This is a genomic window from Planococcus sp. ISL-110, assembly GCF_018613575.1.
Classification (GTDB): Bacteria; Bacillota; Bacilli; order Bacillales_A; family Planococcaceae; genus Planococcus.
The window spans coordinates 107,574-124,627 of sequence record NZ_JAGGPX010000011.1; the positions used below are offsets into that span (position 1 = coordinate 107,574).

The following is a 17,054-nucleotide window of genomic DNA, read 5'->3' on the forward strand; positions in this document are numbered from 1 at the left end:
CCTCTTTTAAATTTTTTCTTCAAGCTTAACTGAAACCAATTTCGAAATCCCCGATTCCTGCATGGTGATGCCATACAGGACATCTGCACCTTCCATCGTTCCTTTGCGGTGGGTAATGACGATGAATTGGGTGTCTTCACTGAACTTCTTCAGGTATTGACTGTAACGCACGACATTCGATTCATCAAGAGCCGCTTCAACTTCGTCGAGTACACAGAACGGCACAGGGCGCACATTCAAAATCGCGAACAATAAAGCGATGGCGGTTAGTGCACGTTCCCCTCCAGACAAAAGACTCAAGTTCTGCAGCTTTTTGCCAGGCGGCTGGGCAATGATCTCGATGCCTGTCCGCAACATGTCCTGCGGATCGGTGAGTACCAGATCCGCAGAGCCACCGCCGAACAGTTCTTTAAAGGCCAACTGGAATTGCTTCCGGATGGCATGGAAGGTGTCATCAAAACGGCTGGTCATTTCCCCATCCATTTCCCGGATTAACGTCCGCAAAGTTTCTTTTGCTTCGTTCAAATCATTGCGCTGCTCTGTCAAAAAGGCATGGCGATCCGAGACATGCTCAAACTCTTCGAGGGCTCCGATATGGACTGGTCCCAATTCCTCGATGGACTGCTTCAGCAGTTTGACTTTTCTGCGGACAGCCACTTCCTCGTCCACCATATCAAACTGCTTGGCCTGCTCGAGTGTCAGCTGGTAATTGGTTTCAAGCTGGGTGATAAAGCTTTGGATTTGAACCTCTAAGCGTGTCGATTTGACTTCGCAGATTCGAATCGCCTCTACATACCCTTTGTAGACGCGCTGTTGTTCTTTCAGTTCCTCTTCGAGTTCGTTCAAATCGCCCTGCTGCTCTCCACGCTGTTCTTTCGTCTGGTCGACCGTTTGCAGCATCTGCGATTTTTTCGCTGACCAGGAATCGATTTCCTCAAGGATTTCTTCGTCTGAATAGACCTTAGCCGCTTCTTCTGAATGAATCCACTGCAGCTCTTTTTGATGCTCCTGCAGCTTGCGGTTACTTTTCTCCAGGCGTTCAAAAAGTTCAGCTTCGCTGGCAGTCAATTGGATGACACGTTCTTTCGTCACGGCATACAGTGATTTCTGTTCTGCCAATTTCTCCAGCACCTGATCGCGTGCCGATTCGTTTTGCTGCTTGAATAAAGTCAGTTCATCGATTTTCACTGTGATGGCGTCTAGTTCGCCAACGATGCTTTCGAGCCGCGCAACAGACGTTTCTTTCCGTCCGGTGATTGCCGTCAAATCGTAGGCCTTGTTCTTTTGTTCGGCTTCGAAAAGCTGGAATCGCTCTAATGTGGTCTTTAACACCGCTTCAATTTCACGCAGGATAATGGAGCTTTCCGCTTCCATATCCCGATATTTTTCACCTTCGGCCCGCAGAACCTGAATTGACTCTTCAGCTGCACTAACTTCTGCTTGTTCTTTTTGGACCGTTTTCTCGGCATTTAGGATCGTATCTTCTAATTCGCCCGCCTGTACAAGTAATTGCTCAAGCTCGGCTTTTCGTGAAAAGAAGGAGGCTTGTGTTTTATTGGCTCCACCGGTCATTGATCCCCCCGCATTGACGATATCGCCTTCGAGTGTCACGACACGGAAGCGGTTGCCTGTTGCTTTAGCGATCGCTGTCGCGCCTTTCAGATCCTCGGCGATAATGACATTGCCTAACAGATTTTCAATGATCATCGCGTATTGAGGATCGTAATTGACCAGTTCAAATGCCATATTGATGTAGGCAGGGTGCTGGCTCACTGTGGCCAAAGTATGCTCTGGAATTTTTCTCGGCTTCATGACAGTCATCGGCAGGAAAGTGGAACGGCCAGCTCTTTTTTTGCGCAGGAAATCAATCGCTTCCCGTGCATGCTGTTCGTTTTCTGTAACGATGTGCTGGCTGGAAGCACCTAAAGCCGTTTCAATCGCTTTGGCGTAATTTTTCTCGACCTGGGCAAGTTCAGCGACAGCTCCCCTGATTCCTGATAAATAACCTTTTTCGCGCGCCACTAATACTTCACGGACACCTTGGAAAAAGCCGGAAAAATCGGCTTCCAATTCCTGCAGCGTGTCGATCCGTGCACTTAGTTGCTTTTGCGACTGATACGCTTGGAACAGCATGGATTGCTTCTGGTCGAAAGCCTGCTTCTGCAGCTGGTAGGAAGCTTCACTGTCTTTATATTGCTGGCGCTTGTCTTCCAACAGCGTACGGATTTCTTGGACATCCTTTTCCGCCTGCGCTTTTTCTTTTTCCAACCTGGACAATTCCTCTATAAAGTCTGTCCGCTGCGACGCTATGCGCCCGGTTGACTCTGACAATTGCTGCGCCTGCAAACCGATATTCTTTAGTTCATTTTTGACTGTGGCCTGCTCATTCATCAAATCGATATAAACCGACTTGCCGTTTTCAATTTCATTATCGATATCCGCTGGCGTCCGGTTCAGCTGATCTTCGAGCCCTTTGATGGCTGTCCGGATCGTCTGCTGCTCAGCTTTGCGTTCTTCCAGCAATGTCAGTTGTTCGCTGTGCTTTTGCTTCAGGAAATCATTTTCCAGTTTTTCTGTATTGAGGTTGTCTTGCAGCTGCTGCGCCTGCCGGTGGGCATTGCTCTTTTTCTCGGACATCAGCAACTTGCGCCCTTGCCATTTCTCGGTCTCGGCACTGGCTTCCACCAAAGCGTTTTGCGCTTGGTCTATTTTATTGTCCAAACCAGTAAGCGTGCGGCGTATGCTGCCCACTGTGTGCTCCTTCTTATTGATCTCTGCCGACAATTGCAGTTCCTTTTCGGAATGGGCTGCAGCATCATGCGTCAGCTGGGCCAACTCCCTTTCCAAGTTACCTGCATCATAAGCCAACAAAGCGATGTCGGCATCTTTCAGCTGTTCGTTCATATCCAAATAATCCCGAGCAGTGGAAGCCTGAATTTGCAGCGGCTCCATACGGCCATCCAATTCATGCAGGATATCAAGCACACGGTTTAGGTTCTCATCGGTTTCATTTAATTTCACTTCGGCTTTTTTCTTGCGCTGCTTGTATTTAAGGACACCTGCAGCTTCTTCGAAAATCGACCGGCGCTCTTCGGCTTTTGAATTGAGGATCTCATCCACGCGCCCCTGCGAAATGATGGAAAAAGCTTCTTTGCCAAGCCCAGAATCCATAAACAGGTCCGTGATATCCTTTAAGCGGCAATTTTGTTTATTCAACAGATAAGCGCTTTCGCCACTGCGAAAAACCCTTCTTGTTACGCTGATTTCGCTGTAATCAAGAGGGACGCGGCCATCTGTATTGTCTAAGATTAAAGTGACTTCCGCAAAATTCAGCGGCTTTCGGGAATCGCTGCCAGCAAAAATAACATCTTCCATTTTGGCTCCGCGCAGTGATTTTGCTGATTGTTCTCCGAGCACCCAACGGATGGCATCGGTGACGTTGCTTTTGCCGCTGCCATTCGGTCCGACAACAGCTGTTACTCCAGGCACAAAGTCAATGCCGATGCGATCGGCAAAAGATTTGAACCCCATGACTTCCAATCTTTTCAAAAACATTGTTACTCCTCCGCTGCTTCCTGCAATTTACGGATTGCCAGCTGAGCTGCCTGCTGTTCCGCCTCTTTTTTCGACCGGCCATTGCCAACTCCCAGTTCCTTCTCCGCCAGGGACACACGAGTCACAAATACTCGGCTGTGGGCCGGACCGATTTCATCAATGATTTCATAACTCAATGCTCCAGTATTCTTTTGCTGGATCAATTCCTGCAGTTGGCTCTTATAATCCATCACATGCGAAAAAGCACCGATTTCCACTTTTGGAAATAATACCATTTCCAAAAATGCGACAACAGGCTCCAACCCTTGGTCAAGGTAGAGGGCACCGATATACGATTCGAAAACATCAGCCAGCAATGCTGGACGTGTTCTTCCGCCCGTCAGTTCTTCCCCTTTGCCCAAAAGGATGTATCTGCCGAATCCAAGTTCATTGGCAAATAAAACCAGTGATGGTTCACAAACGATCGCTGCACGCAGCTTCGTCAATTCGCCTTCGCTCATTTCAGGGTATTTCATATACAGGTAATGCGAAACGGATAATTCCAATACCGCATCCCCTAGAAATTCCAAGCGTTCGTTGTCGGTAAATTGTTTTCTTCGATGCTCATTCACATAAGATGAATGAGTAAAAGCTTGATACAGCAATGCAGGCTTGTTGAATGAAACATTCAGCTCTTTTTGCAGTTGTTCAAATGCCGCTTTGGCGCTATCTTTTATGACGCCCGGCTTTTGGTGATTCGGTTTTTTGTTCATTGCCATTTTTATCTGCCTTTCTTTGTGTACTTCCATCAATTTTACCTTTTTTTCAGCTGTTGTGCAAAAAGAGAATTGACGCACAACTGCTTAGTATAACAGCAATTGTGCGTCAATGGGTGGTTGAGTATTGTTGTTTAGCAGACGGACCTAGATGGCCGCTTCCGCTTTTCTTGGTGTCCAGCTCTAGCGATCAGACCCTTGGGGTCATAAGTCACGCTGGCTGTGCGGCTGAAAACATGCCGCTTCGCCAGCGCGCCTTACACCTGTCAGAGCTGAACAGGCACTTCCACATTTCTTGCTTAAGCTTGTTTCTTTTCGATATACGTTACTGCGTCGCCTACTGTAGCCATGTTCTCAGCGTCTTCGTCAGAAATCTCCATATCAAATTCATCTTCAAGTTCCATAACCAATTCTACTACGTCCAATGAATCTGCACCTAGGTCACCGGTAAATGAAGCTTCAATTTTCACTTCGCTTTCTTCTACACCTAGACGATCCACGATTACTTTAGTTACTCTATCTAATACTGTTGACAATGTCGTCACCTCCCCTCAAATCAGTATACAAAAATCTTTCTTACATGACCATGCCGCCATCAAGGTGAAGCGTTTGGCCTGTCATATAGGATGCATCATCAGAAGCCAGGAACAACGCCGCTTTTGCGACATCTTCAGGTGCTCCGAAACGTCCTAAAGGAATTTGTCCCAGCATAGCTTTTTGAACTTCCTCAGTCAATTGGTCAGTCATATCCGTCGTAATGAATCCAGGTGCTACGGCGTTTGCTGTAATGCCTCGGCTTGCCAATTCACGGGCTGTCGTTTTGGTCAAACCGATAACGCCCGCTTTGGATGCAACGTAGTTGGCTTGTCCGGCATTGCCCATGACTCCGACGATTGACGCAATGTTGATGATCCTCCCGGCGCGCTGTTTCATCATTTGCCGCGTTACCGCTTTGGTGCAGACAAAAACGCCTTTTAAGTTGGTATTGATGACGTCGTCCCATTCATCGTCTTTCATGCGCATCATCAGGTTATCACGGGTAATTCCAGCGTTGTTCACCAAAATATCCACTGATCCGAAAGTTTTCATCGTTTCCTCGACCATCGCTTTGACAGATTCAGAATCCGAGACATTGGCTTTGACTGCAATCGCTTCTCCACCATCTGCCTGGATTCCAGCAACAACTGCCTCTGCTTTTTCCTGGCTGCCGCTGTAATTGACGACCACTTTGGCGCCATCAGCTGCAAATTTGCGGGCGATCTCCGCTCCGATTCCACGTGATGCGCCTGTAATAATGGCTGTTTTCCCTGCAAGTTTACTCATTTCGCCAACTCCTCTACCGCTTTTTCAAATGACTCCAGGTCATAGACCGGCAAAGTTTTAACTGAACGGTCAATTTTTTTCACCAGTCCGCTCAATACTTTTCCTGGACCGATTTCAATAAACACTGTGACACCAAGATCAATCATTTCGCGCACTGACTGTTCCCAAAGAACCGGTGAATATAATTGGCGAACGAGAAGATCCTGGATTTGCGTAGCATTTGTTTCCGCTTTTGCTGTGACATTTGAAACCACTGGCACTTTGGCGTCCAGCAGGAAAGAACTGCTCAACTCTCTTGCTAAATCCTGTGACGCCGGACGCATCAATTCCGAGTGGAAGGGACCGCTGACATCAAGCGGGATGGCCCGTTTGGCACCGCGCTCTTTGGCAAGCAAGCAAGCTTGCTCCACCCCTGCTTTTGTCCCGGAAATAACAATTTGTCCCGGGCAGTTCAAGTTGGCCAGCTGAACGACGCCCGTTGTGTCCGTGACTTCGTTCGTCACTTTCTCCAGCTCATCACTCTCCATGCCAAGAATGGCTGCCATCGTACCTTCTCCTGCTGGAAAAGCGGTGTTCATGAACAATCCACGTTTATGTACAATATTGACCGCCGTCGGAAATTCCATCACATTTGAAGTCACAAGCGCGCTGTACTCGCCAAGGCTGTGACCCGCTGTATAATCTGGTCTGATGCCCGCACGGATCAACCGTTCCGTAATCATTGAACTGACTGTCAATAAAGCCGGTTGGGCATGATAGGTCAGTGTCAGCTCTTCCTGAGGCCCTTCGAGCATAAGCTTAGACAATTTCAGATCGAGTGCCTGATCGGCGCTTTCGAAAAAATTGCGGCTCGTGTCATCTGCTAAAAAGCTTTCGCCCATTCCGACTGTTTGCGACCCCTGCCCTGGATAAATAAATGCAATCTTAGTCTTCATGTATTGTCTCCTTTTTCAGCGTACTGTAAATTGTGCCCGTTACATCGTATTCCACCATCGTGCGCGTTTGGCGTATGGCATTGAATAAGGCCGTCGCATTTGACGAACCGTGCGCTTTTATGACCGGTGCCTTCAAGCCAAACAGTCCAGCACCGCCGTATTCACTGTAATCCAACATGCCTTTGAGGCCTTTGATATCGTCTTTAACCAGAAAAGCCGCAACTTTTGTTTTTGCAGAGGTCATAAAAACATCTTTGATCATCGCGAAGACATTCATTGCTGTGCCTTCGATTGTTTTCAATACCATGTTCCCGGTAAAGCCGTCAGTGACGACCACATCGGCTACACCGTTTAGCAAATCACGCGATTCTACATTGCCGATAAAATTGACTGGCGCTTCTTTTAATAAAGGAAAAGCAGCTTTCGTCAAGTCATTGCCTTTTTTCTCTTCGGTTCCGATATTCAGCAACCCGACCGTCGGATTTTGAATGCCTCGGACTTTTTCAGCATAAATGCTTCCCATGATGGCGTACTGAACAAGGTGTTCTGGCCGTGCTTCCGCGTTGGCGCCCATATCCAGCATAACGAATCCTTTGCCGTCAATAGTCGGCAAAGTTGGAGCCAGTGCCGGCCGATCCACACCATCGATGCGGCCCACAATGAACAATCCCGCTGACATAAGCGCTCCTGTATTGCCTGCAGAGACACAAGCATCTGCGCCGCCATCTTTTACGGCTTGTGCCATCCGGACCATTGAAGCATCTTTTTTACGTTTGACTGACCGCACAGGATCATCTTCTGATTCGATGACTTCTTCACAATGGACGATTGTCAGGCGTTCATGTTCCTTCAGGAATTTCTCCATCTTTTCCTGGTGGCCAAAAAGCTGAATTTCGATATCCGTAAATTCGTCCAATGCTTTATAAACACCTGCGATAATTTCTTTCGGGGCGTTGTCTCCGCCCATCGCATCTACAGCTATTTTCATGTTGCTTCACCTTCACTTTGCTCTGTCATACGGTACATTTCAAATGTGCCGATAAAAACCGTTTGCTGTTCGACAGAAGAAACCACTTTTACAAACGCCCTGTTTTTTTCAGGATGCCTGTCGATCACTTCCGCTTTTGCAACAACACGCTGGCCTGCTGTGACCGGACGCAAAAATTGCAGCTCTGACTTCACGGTCAACGCCAGTTCTTCATTCATCACCGCAACCGCCAAAGAATTGGCCTGCGCGAATAGATGATGGCCTCTGGCGATCTTGTTGCGCTGAAAAACATGCTCTGGTTTTACATCGAAAATCGAAATCGCTTTTTTGTCCAGTTCAATATCGATAATCTCTCCGATCACTTCGTCGATCGGCAAAGATTTCACTTCGTCTTCAAAAGTTTTCACGGCGACGTGTTTAATGCGTTCCCGCAGTTCCGGAATGGCAAGCTCCATCCGATCTAACCGGATTGTCTGCACACTGACATTAAATTCAACCGACAGTTCTTCGTCCGTTACGAATGGATTGTTATTTATAGAGTCTTTCAACGCCTGTTGCCGCTGTTTTTTCGGTCTTTTCACTATGTCACCGCCCGCTATTAGCACTTGGTACTAATATGAGTATATAAATAACAAAAAAAGAATGCAAGGAAAATCATGATCCCTGCATTCTTAATCCAGCCTGCCACCGGATAATACACCCGATTGTTCGATTTGCTGGCGCAAGCAGCGCATATCTTCCGCCCGCCAAAATTCTTCGCTGCCGATCAGTTTCTCAGCGTCTTTTCTGGCCGTCTCAAGCGCCCGGTAATCGTGGACCAGATCGGCCATTTTAAATTCCGGGATGCCGCTTTGCTTGCGGCCAAAAAAATCGCCCGGACCTCTCAGTTGCAGATCCTTTTCTGCCAGCACAAAGCCATCATTGGTTTCGGTCATCGTCGCCATGCGTTCTTTGCCGATTTCCGTTTTCGGATCCGCCAGCAGGACGCAATAGGACTGTTCGCTGCCCCGTCCGACACGCCCCCGCAATTGATGCAGTTGGGACAAACCGAAACGCTCGGCATCATAAATGAGCATAAACGACGCATTCGGCACATTGACACCTACCTCTACAACCGTCGTGGACACCAATACATCGACCTTGCCTTCTGTGAATTTACGCATGGTCTGCTCTTTTTCATCTGAATGCAGACGGCCATGCATCAATCCGACCGTAAAGCGGTCCTTGAAATACATCGACAGTTGCTGAAACAGATCGACCGCATTCTGGTAATCGAGTTTATCCGATTCTTCGATCAGTGGACAAATGACATATGCCTGACGTCCAGCAGCCAGTTCTTTTTCCATCCGTCCGACAATTTTGCCGAACATGTCTTTTTTCATCCAATAGGTTTCAATTTCCTTGCGTCCAACCGGCATCTCGTCGATGACCGACACATCCATTTCCCCGAATGCCGAAATTGCCAGGGTCCGAGGAATCGGCGTCGCCGTCATGAACAGCACATCGGGATTATAACCCTTGTCTTTCAGGACGCGTCGCTGGTCTACTCCAAAGCGATGCTGCTCGTCCGTAATGACGAGCCCCAGTTTATGGAACTTCACTTCGGGCTGGATCAATGCATGGGTTCCGATTAAGAGGTCAATTTCTCCAGCGGCCAACTGCTGCAGGATCAATTGACGTTTTTTCCCTTTAACCGAACCGGTCAACAGCGCGATATTCAAGGAAAACGGACGGAACCACTGCTCCAATGTATTGGCATGCTGTTCTGCCAGGATTTCAGTCGGCGCCATCAAAGCTCCCTGCAATCCAGCCGTATGGGCTGCATACAAGGCAATCGCTGCTACCACCGTTTTGCCGGAACCTACATCTCCTTGCAGCAGACGGTTCATGCGAAATGGCTCTTTCATGTCCTTGCAGATTTCATTGACTACCCGCTTTTGTGCGGCTGTCAGATCAAAGGGCAGATCTTCAATAAATGCCTTCAAGCGCTCCAGATTGTAATCGATGAAAGAGCCGCCTTCTTCCTCGCGGTTCTTTTTGCGCAGTGCCTGCATCTTCAATTGGAATACCAATAACTCTTCATAGACAAACCGCCGGCGGGCCTGTTTTACCGCTTCACCGTCTGGAGGAAAATGAACCCATTCCAATGCGTCTTGGAATGGAGCCAATTGATAGGCCTCAACCAAACTTTTTGGCAGGCAGTCTTCCACGTCCTCTTTTGCCAAATCGAGTGCCTGCCTCATCAGCTTGCGGAACGTTTTTTGGTGGATGCTGCCTTTCAGGCTGTAGACGGGTTCAAAATCTGCCCCATCGGTACGCGGCCCAATCGAATGGCTCGATACCGTAATGACCTGCCGCCCGCGGTCCCATTTGCCAGTTAAGGTGATGATTTCTCCCAAATGCAGTTTCGCTTTGACATAAGGCTGGTTGAAGAAAATCGCTTTGACCAAATGGCGGCCGACCAAAACCTGAACTTGGGTCCGCGATTTTTTCTTGCCTAAAAAAAGGACGGAAGGCTCACTTTCGACCCTTCCCTCCACGGTTACGCGTTCATTATGGGGTGTATCCGCCAGATCTTTCAATTGAAAATCTTCGTGGCGATACGGAAATGTCATGATCAGGTCATGTATGGTTTCGATTCTCATTTCCCGGAGGGTTTCGGCCGCTTGCTTGCCTACCCCTTTTAATGTGGCGACAGAATCTCTACTGCCCACTGCCAACAACTGCTCCCCCGAAGATTTTGGACTCAAGCCACTTTCCGGTAGGAGTTGCGGCAAGTCCGCCTTTTGCGGTTTCCCTTAACGCACTCGGCATGGATTGGCCGATTTCAAACATCGCACCGATGACTTCATCACACGGAATGCGGCTGGTGACACCGGCTAACGCCATATCTGCAGCCACTACTGCATTGGCTGCTCCCATCGCATTACGCTTTACGCAAGGCACTTCCACTAGTCCCGCCACTGGATCGCAGACCAAACCAAGCATATTCTTCATCGTAATTGCGAACGCTTCCGAACTTTGCTGAGGCGTGCCACCGGCCATTTCGATAATAGCTGCTGACGCCATTCCAGCTGCCGATCCGACTTCTGCCTGGCAACCGCCGGCTGCGCCTGAAATTGATGCATTATTGGCCACAACAAAACCGAAAGCCCCTGCCGTGAATAAATAACGGATCATTTGCTCCCGTGTGGGGTCCAACTTATTTTTAACAGCAAATAATGTACCTGGCACAACGCCTGCAGATCCTGCTGTCGGCGTTGCACAGATGGTTCCCATTGCTGCGTTGACCTCGTTGGTCGCTACCGCCTTGCTGACTGCATCAAGCAGCAGATCTCCGGAAAGCGTATTGCCTTTTTCCCGGTAGGCCTGAAGCAGCACGGCATCACCGCCAGTTAGGCCAGAAACTGAATGAACGCCTTTCAGCCCTTTTTCCACCGCTTCTTCCATGACCGTTAAATTACGGTCCATTTGGATCATAATATCTTCACGTGAGCGGTCTGTCATGAGCATTTCCTGCTCAATCATAATTTCAGAAATCAATTTCTGCTCTTTTTCAGCCCGTTCAACCAATTCTCTAACATTACGGAATAAAGCTTCCATCGTTATACCCTCCAATTTAATCGGCGATTCTTGTCACCTGCGTGATATTCGGAAGTTTTTTCAATTCGTCCATCACTTCTCTGTCCACATTTTGATCTACTTCGATGACCATCAATGCCATATGCCCTTTTTCTTTCCGGGATACTTCCATGTGGCCGATATTGATGTCGTATTTGTACAGGGCGTTCGCGACATTTGCGATGCAGCCCGAACGGTCTTCATGGACAACCAGAATCGCCGGGTGGTTACCCGATAAACGGAGCGGAAAGCCGTTCAACTCTGTAATTTCAATTTTGCCGCCGCCGATCGAAATGCCCATCATCGACATCTCAGATTCTTGGTCGCCAATGACGATGCGAGCTGTATTCGGGTGGTCAACATGGCCTGTCTCCGGAATAAATTCATAAGACATTCCCGCTTTTTGCGCCTCCTCGAAAGAGGTTTTGATGCGTTCATCAAAGGTATCGTAATCTAATAATCCACCGATGATGGCGACATCCGTGCTGTGTCCTTTATAGGTTTCTGCAAATGAGCCATAGAGATGAACCTTCGCCCATTGCGGCTGTCTGCCAAACAAATCCCTCGCCACTCTTCCGATGCGGGCTGCTCCCGCAGTGTGCGAAGAAGAAGGCCCGATCATGACCGGGCCGATTATATCAAAAACAGATTTGAACTTCATGGCTCAAACCCCTCACTTTCGGTTACGTATACCATTAGTTTACATGATTTCGACATATTAAACAAAAATAAAAAAAGCGCATACATCCGTATGCGCTGAGCTTGTAGACAAAAGAATATTTGTGATATTCAAAGGATGAATACTCATTTTATCTCGTTTATACTGGATCCTCCGCTCCAGGCGGACGCTTTCCGCGGACGAAGCGCTGAGCCTCCTCGTCGCAAGCTCCTGCGGGGTCTCATCACTTCGTTCTTCCGCAGGAGTCGCCGCCTTGCGCTCCAGATCCTTGAGTGAAGGGATTACTAGGTTTGTTGGGGTTATACACCGCTATTCGTTTTGATTAGACTTTGTCTACAGTCTGAGCGCATACATCCGTATTCGCTTGCTTTATTACCGTATTGGTGATTGAAATGAAAATACTATTCGACAGCGATTATAAATGGATACAAAGGCTGCTTGCCGTTGTGGATTTCGACTTCGACTTCGCTGTTCAGCGACTCGATAAATTCGCCCAACTTTTCAGCATCCACCGCTGTCACATCTTCTCCAAATAGAATCGTAACAATTTCAGCTTCGCTGTCCACCAGCTTTTTAGCCAATTCTTCCGTTACGTTTTCCAGGCTGCTGTTGGAGACAACAATCTTCCCTTCGGAAATGCCCATGAAATCATCTTTTTTGATGGCAATGCCATCGATCGATGTATCGCGGACTGCAAATGTCACAGATCCTGATTTCACGTGCTTTGATGCGCTCGCCATGGCTTTCTGATTGTCTTCCACGGAAGCACCCGGATTAAAGGCCAACAATGCTGACATGCCTTGAGGTACGTCTTTTGTCGGAACAACAGCCGCTTCGATATCCAGAAGCTCCGCTGCCTGCTCCGCTGCCATGATGATGTTCTTGTTATTCGGAAGGATCAGCACACGTTCTGCGCCGATCGATTTGACTGCATTGACGATATCCTCTGTCGACGGGTTCATCGTCTGTCCGCCTTCAATGACGTAAGAAGCGCCGATGCTGCGCAGCAATTCAGCAATACCTTCACCCATTGCAACCGTCACAACGGCATAAGGGTGTACAGCTTCCTGTTTCAACGCATTTTTCTGGAAGTCTTCGCCTACAATATCGATATGCTGCTGACGCATATTTTCTATTTTCATGCTGATCAAGCTTCCGTAATCCTGGCCATATGTAAGCACTTTTCCTGGATCTTCCGAATGGATATGGATTTTCGCAACTTCATCATCCGCGATGACCAATAGCGAATCTCCATATTCACTCAGATCAGAACGGAATAAAGCTTCGTTAAACTCTTTTTTGCCTTTTTCAAACTTCACCATGAATTCTGTGCAATAGCCAAATTCAATATCGGCCGTGTCCATAAAGCTGGCAATATTTTTATGATGTTCCGCACTGACAAGATCGGTCATTGTATTATGCGCGTGTTTTGCCGGCAGTTCTTCACCTTTTAATGAAGCCAGGAATCCTTCGTAGACATAAACGAGGCCCTGCCCGCCACTGTCGACAACCCCTACTTCTTTTAAGACTGGCAATAGGTCTGGTGTCCGTTCCAAAGAAGCCTGCGCTTCTGTGACAACAGCTTCGAACCAAACGATGATGTCCGTTTCGGTTTTTGAAACTTCCATGCCTTTGGCAGCAGCGTCTTTCGCAACTGTCAAAATTGTTCCTTCAACCGGTTTCATGACGGCCTTATAGGCTGTTTCGACTCCATGCTGAAGAGCTTCCGCAAACTTAAGCGCTGTCAATTCCGATTCTGATGCAATGGATTTGCCAAAGCCTCTGAAAAGCTGCGAGAGAATAACACCAGAATTTCCGCGTGCGCCCATCAATAGCCCTTTAGATAAGGCGCCTGCTGTTTTGCCGATATGCTCTTCTGCTTGAGCGGTTGTTTCTTTCGCTCCGGAAGTCATCGATAAATTCATATTCGTTCCCGTATCGCCATCAGGCACCGGGAAAACATTTAATGCATCAACGTAATCCGCATTTTGAAAAAGATGATGAGATCCCATCTGCACCATTTCCGCGAACTTTACTCCATTTAATGACTTCATAACCGATTCTTCCTCCTCCTACGGGTTCGTTACACGAACTCCCTGGACAAAAATATTTACCGCTTTTACTGACATACCCAATGTTTTGGTGATAGTATATTTTACTTTGGACTGGACTTGATAAGCCACTTCGGAAATTTTTGTTCCATAGCTGATGATGACATACATATCCACAACCAAATTTTCACCTTCCTGGCGCACAAGAACCCCTTTGGCGAAATTTTCTTTGCGTAGAATATCCGTCAAGCCGTCGCGTATTTGATGTTTCGTTGCCATGCCTACGATGCCGTAGCATTCAATTGCTGCGCCGCCTGCTATTTGAGCAATAACATCATTGGAAATATCGATTTGACCATATTCGTTATTTAATTCAATCGACATTGAAATTCCTCCTTGAGTCCTATTTCACTCTTACCATTCTACCTTAAAGCCTTATAGAAGAAAAGCCACCGTATTGGGGTGTAAAGGTTTTTTTCTTTAAAGACCTCTAAATTTAGTTGCAAAGGCGATATGTCTGTGGTAAATTATTAAAGTATGTGAAACGAAAAACGAACTGGAATTCTATTATAATTTTCAGCTTCACTTGTGAGGAGGGACTTACATGCCTAAAGTATGTGCAGTTAGTGGACGTAAAGCTCGCGCGGGAAATGCCCGTTCGCACGCAATGAATTCGACAAAACGTACATGGGGAGCAAACCTTCAAAAAGTTCGCATCCTTGTAGACGGTAAACCGAAACGTGTATGGGTTTCTGCAAGAGCAATGAAATCAGGAAAAGTTGAGCGCGTATAAATCGCTCATCGATAATGCCGGTGCTGATCTAATCAGCCCGGCATTTTTTCTTTGTTAAAGTATGTATTAGACTTAATATAGGTCAAAATGAAATATAAAACAGGCACCGAAAAGGATTCCCCTTTTCGGTGCCTGTTTTTATTCTTTATAGCAATGCTTTCACACGTCCGAGCTTTCCACCATAAGACAATGTCCGCTGTGGATGGTTACACTTCCATGGCCTAACAGTTCGTTGCTGACAAAGCGCGTCGTTCCGAATGGGACAGTTTCATTGGTGACCGGGTATTTAAATCCGGAGAGCGTCAATCCTTTGACTTCTTCCGCAAAAGGATAAAATGAAACATAGCTGAAATGCTGATCTTTTTCAACAGCATGAGTGCCCGGGCTAAGGAAACGGATGCGGTTCTGGTTATTCAACAGGACAAACTGGGTTGCCGGAAATTTCTGCTGGTACTGATACATGATATGAAGCACACTCATGTAATGGTCCAGCCGCCCGCCTGTCACTCCAGCAAGTATAACTTGCACCGGCTGATGGCTCATCGCCCTCTCAAGCCCCAGTTCTGTATCGGACTGGTCTTTTTCAGATGGAGACCGTTCCAGTTCGGGCAATGCCGCACGTATTTTCTTGTAGTCCTCAAAGGTCACCGAATCGAAATCTCCGACAGCGGCAGCTGGCTGAATCCCCTTTTCCAGCAGCACCAGTGTCCCGGAATCGATTCCAATATACAAAGCTTCCGGAAAAAAAGAGAAATCCGGCAGTTCCCCTGCCGGACCTCCCGCGATTAGAATGATGTTCAAGAAATCGCCTCTTCTCCTGCTTTCCTGATTGCTTGAAGAGCCTGTGCCCGGTCTTTTTTACTGTAAATGGCTGAACCGGCTACAAAGACAGTCGCTCCTGCTTCTGCACAGGCCACGATTGTTTCTTCGTTGATGCCGCCATCAATTTCAATTTCAATGGACAGCCCTTTTTCTTTGATGATGTCAGACAGCTGTTTGACTTTCGGCACAACTGAACGAATAAACTTCTGACCGCCAAATCCAGGGTTGACCGTCATGAACAGTACAAGATCGATGTCTTCCAGGACATGCTGGATGGTTTCAAGCGGTGTATGCGGATTCAGAACGACACCCGGCTTGACGCCAAGCGACCGGATTAATTGAATGGTCCGGTGCAAATGAGGACAGGCCTCTACGTGAACAGTAATGAAATCAGCGCCGGCTTTTGCAAACTCTTCAATATATTGATCTGGGTTTTCAATCATCAAATGGACATCCATTGGCAATTTGGTTAACGGCCGTATGGCATTTAAAACAATCGGCCCAAACGAAATGTTTGGCACAAAATGGCCGTCCATGACATCAACATGGATCCAATCGGCTCCTGCTTTTTCCACTTCCAAAACTTCTTCTCCAAGTTTCGCAAAATCTGCTGCTAGAATAGACGGTGCAATTTTAATCATTTGAATACCTCGGCTTTCGGCTCATAATTTCTTCCAAAAATTTCAAGTAATGCTTGTAACGATATTCCGGTATTTCATTTGCCTCGACGGCAGCTTTGATGGCACATTTCGGTTCGTTCATGTGCAGGCATTCCCTGAATTTGCAGGCGTTGGAGCGTGCAGCAAATTCAGGGAAGCATGCGGACAATTCTTCCCGCTCCATGGTTTCGAAGTCAAACGAACTAAAGCCCGGCGTGTCTGCGAGCAGTCCATTGTTCACGGCAATCAGTTCCACATGACGCGTCGTATGTTTGCCCCGGTTCAACGCTTTGGAGATATCATCTGTCTTCAGCTCAAGCGACGGCAAGATGGTATTCAGCAAAGTTGATTTCCCGACACCGGACTGTCCTGCAAGAACACTGATTTTGCCTTCCAGTACAGGCATCAGACGTTCTTTTAAGGCTGGATCGCCAATGAATGTCGGAATTACTTCGTAACCGATTTTTTCATAATCCTCAATATAATGTTGAATTTTCTCTTTCTCTGACTCTTTCAGCAGATCCATTTTTGTCAGGCAAATGATCGGTTTAATCGAATGGGATTCGATTGCCGTTAAAAAGCGATCCAATAGCAAGGGGTGAAAGTCGGGCTGCTTGGCTGAAAAAACGAGGATGGCCTGGTCAACATTCGTAATCGGCGGACGCACCAATTCGTTTTTCCGTTCATAGACGTGCAGGATCGTTCCTTCCAGGTCATTATCGGCTTTATAATCGACGTAATCTCCGACCAATGGTGTTATTTGGCGATTGCGGAAAACCCCACGCCCACGGCATTGAGTGTAACGCTTACCATCTTCATCTAATACATAATAAAATCCGCTCAATGCTTTTCTGATTTGACCTTTCGGCATCT

At 47.4% G+C, this 17,054-nt stretch carries 16 protein-coding genes; 1 reads left to right on the forward strand and 15 read right to left on the reverse strand.

Translation table 11 applies throughout. The annotated features are described in order from the left end of the window. Positions 1–6: 6 nt before the first annotated feature. The 12 genes from smc to J7I83_RS06435 all read right to left on the reverse strand — a co-directional run bounded on the left by smc (position 7) and on the right by J7I83_RS06435 (position 14,291). On the reverse strand, positions 7–3,555 hold the full coding sequence (gene smc, locus J7I83_RS06380; RefSeq protein WP_215099857.1) for a chromosome segregation protein SMC: 3,549 nt from the start codon (positions 3,553–3,555) through the stop codon (positions 7–9). A gap of 2 nt (positions 3,556–3,557) precedes the next feature. Continuing rightward, positions 3,558–4,313 (reverse strand): ribonuclease III, encoded by a 756-nt coding sequence (gene rnc, locus J7I83_RS06385; protein ID WP_285228676.1) that lies wholly within the window; start codon positions 4,311–4,313, stop codon positions 3,558–3,560. A 296-nt stretch (positions 4,314–4,609) separates the two neighbouring features. After that, complete coding sequence (locus tag J7I83_RS06390) at positions 4,610–4,846, reverse strand: acyl carrier protein (protein WP_215099858.1); 237 nt, start codon at positions 4,844–4,846, stop codon at positions 4,610–4,612. Between the two features lie 40 nt (positions 4,847–4,886). Beyond that, positions 4,887–5,633, reverse strand: a complete 747-nt coding sequence (gene fabG / locus J7I83_RS06395; RefSeq protein ID WP_215099859.1) for a 3-oxoacyl-[acyl-carrier-protein] reductase — start codon at positions 5,631–5,633, stop codon at positions 4,887–4,889. After that, a complete protein-coding gene (gene fabD, locus J7I83_RS06400) occupies positions 5,630–6,568 on the reverse strand; it encodes an ACP S-malonyltransferase (RefSeq protein ID WP_215099860.1) in 939 nt (312 codons plus the stop codon). Before fabD ends, fabG begins: the two co-directional genes overlap by 4 nt. Continuing rightward, positions 6,558–7,556, reverse strand: a complete 999-nt coding sequence (gene plsX / locus J7I83_RS06405) for a phosphate acyltransferase PlsX (RefSeq protein WP_215099861.1) — start codon at positions 7,554–7,556, stop codon at positions 6,558–6,560. Before plsX ends, fabD begins: the two co-directional genes overlap by 11 nt. Further along, entirely contained in the window at positions 7,553–8,137 is a 585-nt protein-coding gene (gene fapR / locus J7I83_RS06410; RefSeq protein ID WP_215099862.1) for a transcription factor FapR, read from the reverse strand. The genes plsX and fapR overlap by 4 nt, the downstream gene beginning before the upstream one ends. Before the next feature lie 90 nt (positions 8,138–8,227). Next, entirely contained in the window at positions 8,228–10,270 is a 2,043-nt protein-coding gene (gene recG / locus J7I83_RS06415) for an ATP-dependent DNA helicase RecG (RefSeq protein WP_215100114.1), read from the reverse strand. Then, a complete protein-coding gene (sdaAA, locus tag J7I83_RS06420) occupies positions 10,260–11,159 on the reverse strand; it encodes an L-serine ammonia-lyase, iron-sulfur-dependent, subunit alpha (RefSeq protein ID WP_215099863.1) in 900 nt (299 codons plus the stop codon). The genes recG and sdaAA overlap by 11 nt, the downstream gene beginning before the upstream one ends. Before the next feature lie 16 nt (positions 11,160–11,175). Beyond that, complete coding sequence (gene sdaAB / locus J7I83_RS06425) at positions 11,176–11,838, reverse strand: L-serine ammonia-lyase, iron-sulfur-dependent subunit beta (RefSeq protein ID WP_215099864.1); 663 nt, start codon at positions 11,836–11,838, stop codon at positions 11,176–11,178. Between the two features lie 419 nt (positions 11,839–12,257). Then, positions 12,258–13,910, reverse strand: a complete 1,653-nt coding sequence (locus J7I83_RS06430) for a DAK2 domain-containing protein (protein ID WP_215099865.1) — start codon at positions 13,908–13,910, stop codon at positions 12,258–12,260. Positions 13,911–13,928: 18 nt separating this feature from the next. Further along, positions 13,929–14,291: an Asp23/Gls24 family envelope stress response protein gene (locus J7I83_RS06435; protein ID WP_215099866.1), complete on the reverse strand. Its 363-nt coding sequence runs from the start codon at positions 14,289–14,291 to the stop codon at positions 13,929–13,931. A gap of 220 nt (positions 14,292–14,511) precedes the next feature. Here J7I83_RS06435 and rpmB point away from each other — a divergent pair, with 220 nt between their 5' ends. Continuing rightward, complete coding sequence (gene rpmB / locus J7I83_RS06440) at positions 14,512–14,700, forward strand: 50S ribosomal protein L28 (protein WP_006828787.1); 189 nt, start codon at positions 14,512–14,514, stop codon at positions 14,698–14,700. A gap of 159 nt (positions 14,701–14,859) precedes the next feature. Here the strand turns inward: rpmB and J7I83_RS06445 are convergent, their stop codons facing one another. Genes J7I83_RS06445 through rsgA form a run of 3 tightly spaced genes read right to left on the reverse strand, consistent with a single transcriptional unit; the run spans position 14,860 to position 17,052 of the window. Further along, positions 14,860–15,501, reverse strand: coding sequence for a thiamine diphosphokinase (locus J7I83_RS06445; RefSeq protein WP_215099867.1), 642 nt, complete (start codon positions 15,499–15,501; stop codon positions 14,860–14,862). Further along, the gene (gene rpe, locus J7I83_RS06450) at positions 15,498–16,163 is read right to left on the reverse strand and encodes a ribulose-phosphate 3-epimerase (RefSeq protein ID WP_215099868.1); all 666 of its coding nucleotides are present in this window, start codon (positions 16,161–16,163) and stop codon (positions 15,498–15,500) included. Before rpe ends, J7I83_RS06445 begins: the two co-directional genes overlap by 4 nt. Beyond that, entirely contained in the window at positions 16,156–17,052 is an 897-nt protein-coding gene (rsgA, locus tag J7I83_RS06455; RefSeq protein WP_215099869.1) for a ribosome small subunit-dependent GTPase A, read from the reverse strand. Before rsgA ends, rpe begins: the two co-directional genes overlap by 8 nt. Positions 17,053–17,054 lie beyond the last annotated feature (2 nt).

Excerpts from the sequence above, each read along its gene's own strand:
- smc (WP_215099857.1), bottom strand. The coding sequence starts at position 3,555 with ATGTTTTTGAAAAGATTGGAAGTCATGGGGTTCAAATCTTTTGCCGAT.
- rnc (WP_285228676.1), bottom strand. The coding sequence starts at position 4,313 with ATGGCAATGAACAAAAAACCGAATCACCAAAAGCCGGGCGTCATAAAA.
- fabG (WP_215099859.1), bottom strand. The coding sequence starts at position 5,633 with ATGAGTAAACTTGCAGGGAAAACAGCCATTATTACAGGCGCATCACGT.
- fabD (WP_215099860.1), bottom strand. The coding sequence starts at position 6,568 with ATGAAGACTAAGATTGCATTTATTTATCCAGGGCAGGGGTCGCAAACA.
- plsX (WP_215099861.1), bottom strand. The coding sequence starts at position 7,556 with ATGAAAATAGCTGTAGATGCGATGGGCGGAGACAACGCCCCGAAAGAA.
- sdaAA (WP_215099863.1), bottom strand. The coding sequence starts at position 11,159 with ATGGAAGCTTTATTCCGTAATGTTAGAGAATTGGTTGAACGGGCTGAA.
- sdaAB (WP_215099864.1), bottom strand. The coding sequence starts at position 11,838 with ATGAAGTTCAAATCTGTTTTTGATATAATCGGCCCGGTCATGATCGGG.
- J7I83_RS06430 (WP_215099865.1), bottom strand. The coding sequence starts at position 13,910 with ATGAAGTCATTAAATGGAGTAAAGTTCGCGGAAATGGTGCAGATGGGA.
- J7I83_RS06435 (WP_215099866.1), bottom strand. The coding sequence starts at position 14,291 with ATGTCGATTGAATTAAATAACGAATATGGTCAAATCGATATTTCCAAT.
- rpmB (WP_006828787.1), top strand. The coding sequence starts at position 14,512 with ATGCCTAAAGTATGTGCAGTTAGTGGACGTAAAGCTCGCGCGGGAAAT.
- rpe (WP_215099868.1), bottom strand. The coding sequence starts at position 16,163 with ATGATTAAAATTGCACCGTCTATTCTAGCAGCAGATTTTGCGAAACTT.
- rsgA (WP_215099869.1), bottom strand. The coding sequence starts at position 17,052 with ATGCCGAAAGGTCAAATCAGAAAAGCATTGAGCGGATTTTATTATGTA.